The sequence below is a fragment of the Erwinia sp. 198 genome (assembly GCF_003937915.1).
Taxonomy (GTDB): Bacteria; Pseudomonadota; Gammaproteobacteria; order Enterobacterales; family Enterobacteriaceae; genus Erwinia; species Erwinia aeris.
On record NZ_RHUM01000020.1, the window covers coordinates 24072 to 32091 of the forward strand.

Genomic DNA, 8020 nt, shown 5'->3' on the forward strand with positions numbered 1-8020 from the left:
TATGAAGCAAGCTGATGACGCGGCAGCGCAGCCCTCACGCCGCCGCCTGCTGAAGGGAATGGGCTTCCTTGGCGGCGCGCTGGCGTTAGCAGGAGGCTGTCCGGCGCATGGCGCGTCGGCGGCCTTTTCGCCCGGCGCGCTGTCGCCCAATGCCCGTCAGCAGAGACAGCCTTTCTACGGGCCGCACCAGGCGGGGATCGTCACGCCACAGCAGGCGTCGATGATGCTGGTGGCTTTTGACGTACTGGCAACGGACAAGGCCGATCTGGAGCGGTTATTTCGCTTGCTGACCGACCGTATCGCTTTTCTGACCAGCGGAGGAGAAGCGCCGCAGACGGTTAATCCACGTCTGCCGCCGATGGATTCCGGCATTCTGGGCGGTTATATCTATCCGGATAATCTGACCATTACGGTATCGGTCGGCCACTCCTTGTTTGACGATCGCTACGGATTACAGGCGCAAAAACCGCGCAGGCTGCAAACCATGACGCGCTTTCCCAATGATGCGCTGGATGCCGGACTGTGCCACGGCGATCTGCTGCTGCAAATCTGCGCCAATACCAACGATACGGTGATCCACGCGCTGCGCGATATTATCAAACATTCGCCGGATTTGCTGAGCGTGCGCTGGCGGCGGGAAGGCTTTATCTCCGATCATGCGGCGCGCAGTCAGGGCAGGGAGACGCCGGTCAATCTGTTGGGCTTTAAGGATGGCACGGCCAATCCCGATACGACCGACGCGGCGATGATGGATAAAATCCTGTGGGTTACGGCGGATCAGGATGAACCTGCATGGGCTATCGGCGGCAGCTATCAGGCCGCGCGCATCATTCAGTTCCACGTAGAGTTTTGGGACAGAACGCCGCTGCGCGAGCAGGAAACGATCTTTGGCCGGGTGAAGCAGAGCGGCGCGCCACTGGGAATGACGCACGAACATGATGTCCCGGACTATGCCAGCGATCCCGATGGCCTCGTTACGCCGTTAGACGCGCATATTCGCCTGGCTAACCCACGCACGCCACAAACGCAGGACAGCCTGATGCTCCGTCGTGGCTACAGCTACTCGCTGGGCGTATCCAATGCCGGTCAGCTGGAGATGGGCCTGCTATTTGTCTGCTATCAGCACGACCTGGAAAAAGGTTTTCTTGCTGTACAAAAAAGACTCAATGGCGAGGCATTGGAAGAATATATCAAACCCGTCGGCGGCGGATATTTCTTTGTGCTGCCTGGCGTCATTGACGAAAAACATTATCTCGGGCAGGCTTTACTTCAGGCCTGAGCCTTTCTTCAACCTCCCGCCCGCGCCTCGTGCGGGAGGTTGTTTTTTAATCAGATGCTTTCAGCTGGCTGTTAAAAATGCCAGATTACCGCGCTCAGCATAAAATAAATTGTTATCTCTTTGATCCTGTTGGGATCCTAATTAACCTGCCGCGTACGCGTTCGCTTATTTGACGTTTTTCGCTTGCCGTCAGGTAAAATTAATGTTGCATTATTCCAGGAATCTGTTGAAATTTAATTATCAGGCGTCAGTTGTTTCCAGTGTGCAACACGGAGATCGCGAATGGACAAGTCCTTTTACGGACATAAGCGTCAGACAAATAGCGTGACAGCTTCCCGGCGCGAGGGCTCTATCGCCCCAATGACTTCCTCTTCCCTTTACCATTTCAGCCAGTTTATTAACACCCTCCGGTGCCCGGCATCGTCACTCCGCGTACCATTTCTACGGCCAGACAAGGCTTACAAGGAAGCCAGCAAAACCTCTAAAGCGTTCACGTAATCGCACTGCCGTTCCGGGTGCGGGAAATGAAACCAACTGTAAGGTGCCACTATGGGAAGACAGAAAGCAGTGATCAAAGCTCGTCGTGAAGCCAAGCGCGTGCTTCGTAGCGATTCACGCAGTCACCGTCAGCGTGAAGAAGAATCGGTCACCTCGCTGGTGCAGATGGGTGGGCTGGACGCAATCGGCATGGCGCGCGATACCCGCGACCATTCGCCCATTGAGGCCCGTAATGAAGCTCAGGCGCACTATCTTAAAGCCATAGAGAGTAAACAGCTGATTTTCGCTACCGGCGAAGCGGGCTGCGGGAAAACCTGGATTAGCGCCGCCAAAGCGGCCGAAGCCCTGATCAATAAGGATGTCGACAGGATCATCGTCACCAGGCCGGTATTACAGGCAGATGAAGATCTGGGCTTTTTACCCGGTAATATCGCAGAAAAGTTCGCTCCTTATTTCCGACCCGTCTATGACGTTCTGGTTAAACGTCTTGGTTCTTCCTTTATGCAGTACTGTCTGCGTCCCGAAATCGGCAAGGTGGAGATTGCGCCTTTCGCCTATATGCGTGGACGTACCTTTGAAAACGCCGTGGTGATCCTTGATGAGGCGCAAAACGTCACCGCCGCCCAGATGAAAATGTTTCTGACCCGCCTCGGGGAAAACGTCACCGTCATCGTCAATGGCGATATTACGCAATGTGATTTGCCATCGCATGTTCAGTCCGGCCTTAGCGACGCGCTGGCGCGCTTTAAAGAGGACGAGATGATTGGGGTAGTACGTTTTGGTAAGCAAGACTGCGTGCGCTCGGAGCTGTGCCAGCATACGCTGATGGCTTACGGCTAAAGCGGTTGCATATAAATATTGTCTGAAGACAATGCCGCTAATTAACCGTTCATATTGATAATAAAAAAACCGGTCTCCTGCGAGGCCGGTTTTTCCTTTTCCAGATGGGCTTTTCGGGGGAAAAAGCGCCTGGATATCAGGCCTTATTCCACCTTATCCCAGGCTTGCTGCCAGTGCAGGCCCGTGCCCGGCGCATAAGCCCAGGCTGCGCCCGCACACCAGCCGGTGTAAGGTGCCGCTTTACAGGCATAGATGCCGCCCGCTGCGCTTACCCGCTCGCCTGCTTTATAGGCTGAGCCTTCCACATAGGCCGGATAAGCTGGCGGCGGTGGCGTGCCCGCTACAATCTCCAGTGCATGCGTGCTGAGGGCTGAACGCAGTCCGTCCGCGCTAACCGCTGCAAGCTGGATTTGATAATGACCGCCCGCATAGCTTTTTGTCTCCAGGGAAAATTCGCGCGCATCGCTCTGCGCTATCGCTTTGTCACCCTGCTTCAGGCTCCACTGCCAGTGGCTGACGGGAAAGTTGGTCTGGCCTGTCAGCGTCACGCTGTTGCCATGCTTAACGCTGGCCGGCCCCTGAATTTGCGCGTGCGGTGCGGCAACGGTAACGGTGATGGTTTTACTGTCCACCATGCCGCCCGTACCGGTTGCCAGCAGCTCATAGGTAACCTGACCTGAGGCGTTACGGGGGAAAGCCGCTCTGGCTACTTTCTGATGCACTTCGCGCACGATCGGGCCGCCTGCCACCTGCTGCAGGCCGGAAGGGCCGTCGCTGATGGCGCGCCAGATAAAGCCTTTGCCGATGCTGCGGCTGCCATCCAGCTCGCGGATGGTGGCGGTACTGGAGCTGGATACTACGCTGAAGTCGTTGGGAACAACGGCAACCGGTACTACAGCCGGGTCTGAAGAGATAACTTCTAACGCGTGCGTGCTGGTTCCTGTATACATGCCGTCTGCGCTTACCGCTTCCAGCTCAACCGTATATTTTCCGGGCGCATAGCTTTGGGGCGCCAGCGTAAACTGAGAGGAACTGCCTTGGGCGATCGTCTGGCTGCCGTTTTTCAGGCTCCACTGCCAGCGGCTGGCGGTAAAGTTGGTCTGGCCGGTCAGCGTCACGCTGTCACCCTGCCTGACGCTGGCTGGGCCATGGATCTGCGCCTGCGGCGCGGTGACGGTGACGCTGACGGTTTTTTTAGAGAGGGTACCGTTATAACCCCGCACCGACAGTTCATACACGGCTTTGCCGGATGAATTGGCGGGGAAGGCGGCTCTGACCATCGGCGCGCCGCGAACTTCTCTGACAACCGGGCCGGAAGGGACTTCCTGCAGCCCCATCGGGCCTTCGCTTAATACTTTCCAGACAGGGTCATAACCCGTACTGCTGCGGCCGTCCAGCTGATAAATCACGCCGGTGTGGCTACGGGACATAATGCTGAAGTCATTCGGCACCACGGCGTTCGCCGTCACGTTGCTGTAAAATCTCGATACCATCTCACGCCGTTCATTGAGTCGACGAGCGCTGTCCTCATACTGTACGGTTCCGGCAGGAACGTTACGGAAGATCACGCGCGGATTTGAAAACATATTGATCTGCCAACAGGTAGGCGAGCAGTTATAGGCCATGATGGTGCGCCATCTGTCAGGATGCGTCGTGCTGATATTGCCTTCATGCTGGTAACCATGCTGATAGCAAGGCGAGGATGGTTTAACGCCATATTGAGCCAGATCGTGGCGTAACCCAATATTGTGGCCCATCTCATGAACAAAGGTATTTCCTTCGGTAAAAGCAAGAGAGTTTACTACGGCTAAAGAAGTGGTTCTGTTGGCGTTGGTATAGGCTACGCCGTTAACGTTTCGGCCTACGGCCAACATCACAACCAGATCGGTGCCTTGCTGCTCTCGAAATGGCAGGATTTCATTGCGCAACACGCCATTCATATCGCTCAGCATCGCGCCCAGCGTGGCTTTCTCATTGTAATTAAGGTTAAGTACGCCGGCGTTAACAAAAGTGATGCGAACGTTACTGTTTAAATTGCCCTGGTTCGCCTTTTCAAAAGCGAGTTTGGCCAGCGCGTCAAAATCCAGTGATGAGAAGGCCGCACGGGACTGATTAGTAGTCACCAGACCTACCCGAATGACAACCTGCTCAGAAGGCGCCGGGTCGACATAGTTTCCCGGTGCCGGACAGGTAGCTCTGGCTTCTGACGTAGTGAAAAGCTCATCGTGCTTTTCTTCTTCAGGGATTTTATTTTGATCCACCTTAACGATAACCAGCGATTCTTTTTCCTGAGCCAATGGCAGAATTTGAAAGGTTTCTCCTTTAAACGTCAGGGAACCATAAACTTTGTCATTTTTGATAATCAGGATCGCCGTGTTTTCCGGATCGGGGTTACCATTGGACAACCTGTGTTTTATTGATGAACTCGTTTCGCCTGTCCAGGCAAGGCTGCCGTCGTCGTTTTTCTTTTCAGACCAGCGTTGAAAAGCAACGTGTTCGCCACCGGGGAGGATCAGGTTAACGCTGTCAATATCCTGATGAGGAACAGGAGTGCTTTTCAGCAGCGTCATTTTTTCCGTAGTGACGGAGGCAGATAAGTTACGCAAGTAATTGTTGTGGGAAACAATACTTCTTTCATTTTCTTTATGTAAGGCTGCAAGCTTAAGCGTTGCTGCATGCGGGGCGCTGCCGCACATAAATAGTATAAGAGTGATACACCTGGCAAGGTGCGATAAAATTCGCTTCATTTTTTCCTGCTATCAGTCAAAGGGCCGTTATTGGTTTCTTATATAGTTGATTTTATTTGTTAATTGCTTAAATGCTTTACGGTAAGTTCATTATTTATTGTCGGCTGAAAGTCTCCATGACAGTAAGCCAGAATAGTTCTGGGTTAGCTTATAGTTAACGTAATTTAAATTTAAACCATTAAGCTGGCTATTTTATAGTGTTGCTTGTGGCATGTTTCTTCAAGGTTAAAGATTGATATCCGGGTGTCAGAATTTACCGGGTAAAAATAGAGTTAATATTTTGTATGGGATTTTATTTATCAGAATGAAAATACCGGGTGGAAAAACTACGCCGCAACTTTTATTGTCTATCCTGTTGTGTTTGGCTTATTGCTAACTATTAAATATTATTAATATACAGGCAGGCTGCTGCTTTGCTGATGACGGCATCGGGATTTATCCCTGGGGCAGCCGATCGCAGGCAGCACCACGCCGCCAGTCTGGTGATGCCACAGCCGACTGCATGATCATGGTTAAGCGACGGGCTTTCTGAAGGGCAAAAGCGGGGGGCGGGATACTGCCTTATCAGCCGGATCCTTTTTGTTTTTATATCTTTATGCCTCATTTTTTTCAAAATCCCCGCAAATCCCTTAGCGCGACTCAAGCTTTTCACGTTGCACCAGAAATGTTTTTTTTATGAGTTATCTTGATATCGTACTGATTAAAAATAGGTTTTTATTTTATTTTTTCCTTTTTTAACGGCCTTCTTTTTTTTTAACTATTTTTTTTAATCACTTATCTGAATGTCTTCGCGTTCATCAGCAAATAATAAGCAGATTTACTAAAGCTTACGAAAGACCGGCCGATAAAACACGGGTATAACAGCAACGATGTTTGCACCTTTAATCTTCAGAGAGCGTGGAAAAGATGTTTAAAAACTTTTCGGTCAGTACGAAATTTATAGCGGCATTTGGCGTCGTGGCAGCCTTATTAGTGCTGCTGTGCGGCACTTTTTACGTTAACTTTTCGCGCATTGTAAACTCCAATAACTGGAACGTGCATACCTGGCGTGTTATCGATGAAAGCCGATCGTTGACCCAGAGCCTGGTGAATATGGAGACCGGGCTGCGCGGCTATGCAGTAAACGGTAAAGAAGAGATGCTGGCGCCGTGGCAGGAAGGTCGCAAAGCCTTTTCGCAGCACGTGCAGAAGGCGCGCTCTTTAACGTCGGATAATGAAAGACAACAGGATCGGCTGAGCAAACTGGCTGCGCAGGAACAGGCGTGGGAAGCCTCTTTTGTTATGCCGCTGATGAAAAATCGCCAGGCGCTGAACACCGGAGCACTCTCTTATGAAACGTTTCTGACGGCTTTTAATGCTAATACTGGCAAAGCGCAGATGGACGGGATGCGGAAGATCATCGATGAACTTGCTGCTGAAGAGAAGGGTTTACTGGTGGAAAGGCAGCTCACCGTCGATGCCACCGAAGCGCAAACCAAGCTGACCCTGATCGTTGGCGCGCTTGCCGGGCTGGCTATCGCCTCCCTGCTGGGCTATCTGCTGTCGCGCGCGATTACCGTACCTCTGCGCCAGGCCGTTAAAGCGGCGCGCTCTATCGCGGATGGCGATTTAACATCAGTACTGATCCCGCAGTCAAAAGATGAAACCGGCGTGCTGATTGCTACTTTTGCAGAGATGCAGGAGCAGCTAAGGAAAGTGGTTTCGGAGATCCAGAACGCCGCCGCTTCTATCGATAGCGCTGCAAAAGAAGTGTCTTTGGGCAATACCGATCTGTCCAGCCGAACTGAACAGCAGGCCGCGTCGCTTGAAGAAACGTCAGCCAGTATGGAACAGCTGACCGCCACGGTGCGTCAGAACTCTTCTAACGCACAACACGCCAGCAGCCTCGCTTCTGACGCGTCACGCGTGGCAGAGCATGGCGGAGCGGTGGTAGGAAAAGTCGTGTCCACCATGTCCGCTATTCATGACAGCTCGAACAGCGTGGCCGAAATCATCAGCACGATAGAAAGCATCGCCTTTCAGACGAACATTCTGGCGCTTAATGCCGCGGTGGAAGCCGCTCGCGCTGGTGAACAGGGGCGAGGCTTTGCCGTTGTGGCTTCGGAAGTCAGGGCGCTGGCCCAGCGAAGCGCGATAGCCGCTAAAGAAATTAAAACGCTGATCGAAACATCAAGCCTGCGTATTACAGAAGGTAGCCAGCTGGTGGCTAATGCCGGAAAAACTATGGATGACATTGTTGCTTCCATCGGCAATGTTTCCGGCATTATGTCGGAGATTTTTTCAGCGTCGGGCGAGCAGGTCAACGGCATTGAGCACGTAAGCATTGCGGTCAGTCAGATGGACGAAGTGACCCAGCAGAACGCCGCGCTGGTGCAGGAAGCTGCGGCTGCGGCCGCTTCGCTGGAAGATCAGGCTGCGCAACTGACTCGTGCGATTGCCGTATTTAAAGTTGCCTGATGCTATATGGCCAGGCGGTAAAGAGACTGGCGTTATAAAAAAAGCCTGAACGTGAGTTCAGGCTTTTTCTTTGAATATGGTGGTGAGGAAGGGATAACATGAGGCCCGCCGGGCCTCACCCTACGGGCGGCAGTTTGCCGTGCAAAACCGTTCGCTGACGGAACGGTTTTGTCGAACCCGGTCAGGGGTTTTCACCCTT

4 protein-coding genes are annotated in these 8020 nt (G+C 52.7%); 3 read left to right on the forward strand and 1 reads right to left on the reverse strand.

What is annotated here, in order from left to right; translation table 11 throughout:
• The first annotated feature begins 1 nt into the window (after position 1).
• Together efeB and phoH are read left to right on the forward strand one after the other, a co-directional pair.
• Positions 2–1279: an iron uptake transporter deferrochelatase/peroxidase subunit gene (gene efeB / locus EGK14_RS20515; RefSeq protein WP_125290938.1), complete on the forward strand. Its 1278-nt coding sequence runs from the start codon at positions 2–4 to the stop codon at positions 1277–1279.
• A gap of 549 nt (positions 1280–1828) precedes the next feature.
• Positions 1829–2617: a phosphate starvation-inducible protein PhoH gene (gene phoH / locus EGK14_RS20520; protein ID WP_125290939.1), complete on the forward strand. Its 789-nt coding sequence runs from the start codon at positions 1829–1831 to the stop codon at positions 2615–2617.
• Positions 2618–2760: 143 nt separating this feature from the next.
• Here the strand turns inward: phoH and EGK14_RS20525 are convergent, their stop codons facing one another.
• Entirely contained in the window at positions 2761–5187 is a 2427-nt protein-coding gene (locus EGK14_RS20525; protein ID WP_158616073.1) for a M12 family metallo-peptidase, read from the reverse strand.
• A 1083-nt stretch (positions 5188–6270) separates the two neighbouring features.
• Here EGK14_RS20525 and EGK14_RS20530 point away from each other — a divergent pair.
• The gene (locus EGK14_RS20530; protein ID WP_125290941.1) at positions 6271–7821 is read left to right on the forward strand and encodes a methyl-accepting chemotaxis protein; all 1551 of its coding nucleotides are present in this window, start codon (positions 6271–6273) and stop codon (positions 7819–7821) included.
• Positions 7822–8020 lie beyond the last annotated feature (199 nt).

What these genes read in the sequence shown, in the direction of transcription:
- EGK14_RS20530 (WP_125290941.1), top strand. Translation starts at nt 6,271, where the DNA reads ATGTTTAAAAACTTTTCGGTCAGTACGAAATTTATAGCGGCATTTGGC.
- efeB (WP_125290938.1), top strand. Translation starts at nt 2, where the DNA reads ATGAAGCAAGCTGATGACGCGGCAGCGCAGCCCTCACGCCGCCGCCTG.
- EGK14_RS20525 (WP_158616073.1), bottom strand. Translation starts at nt 5,187, where the DNA reads ATGACGCTGCTGAAAAGCACTCCTGTTCCTCATCAGGATATTGACAGC.
- phoH (WP_125290939.1), top strand. Translation starts at nt 1,829, where the DNA reads ATGGGAAGACAGAAAGCAGTGATCAAAGCTCGTCGTGAAGCCAAGCGC.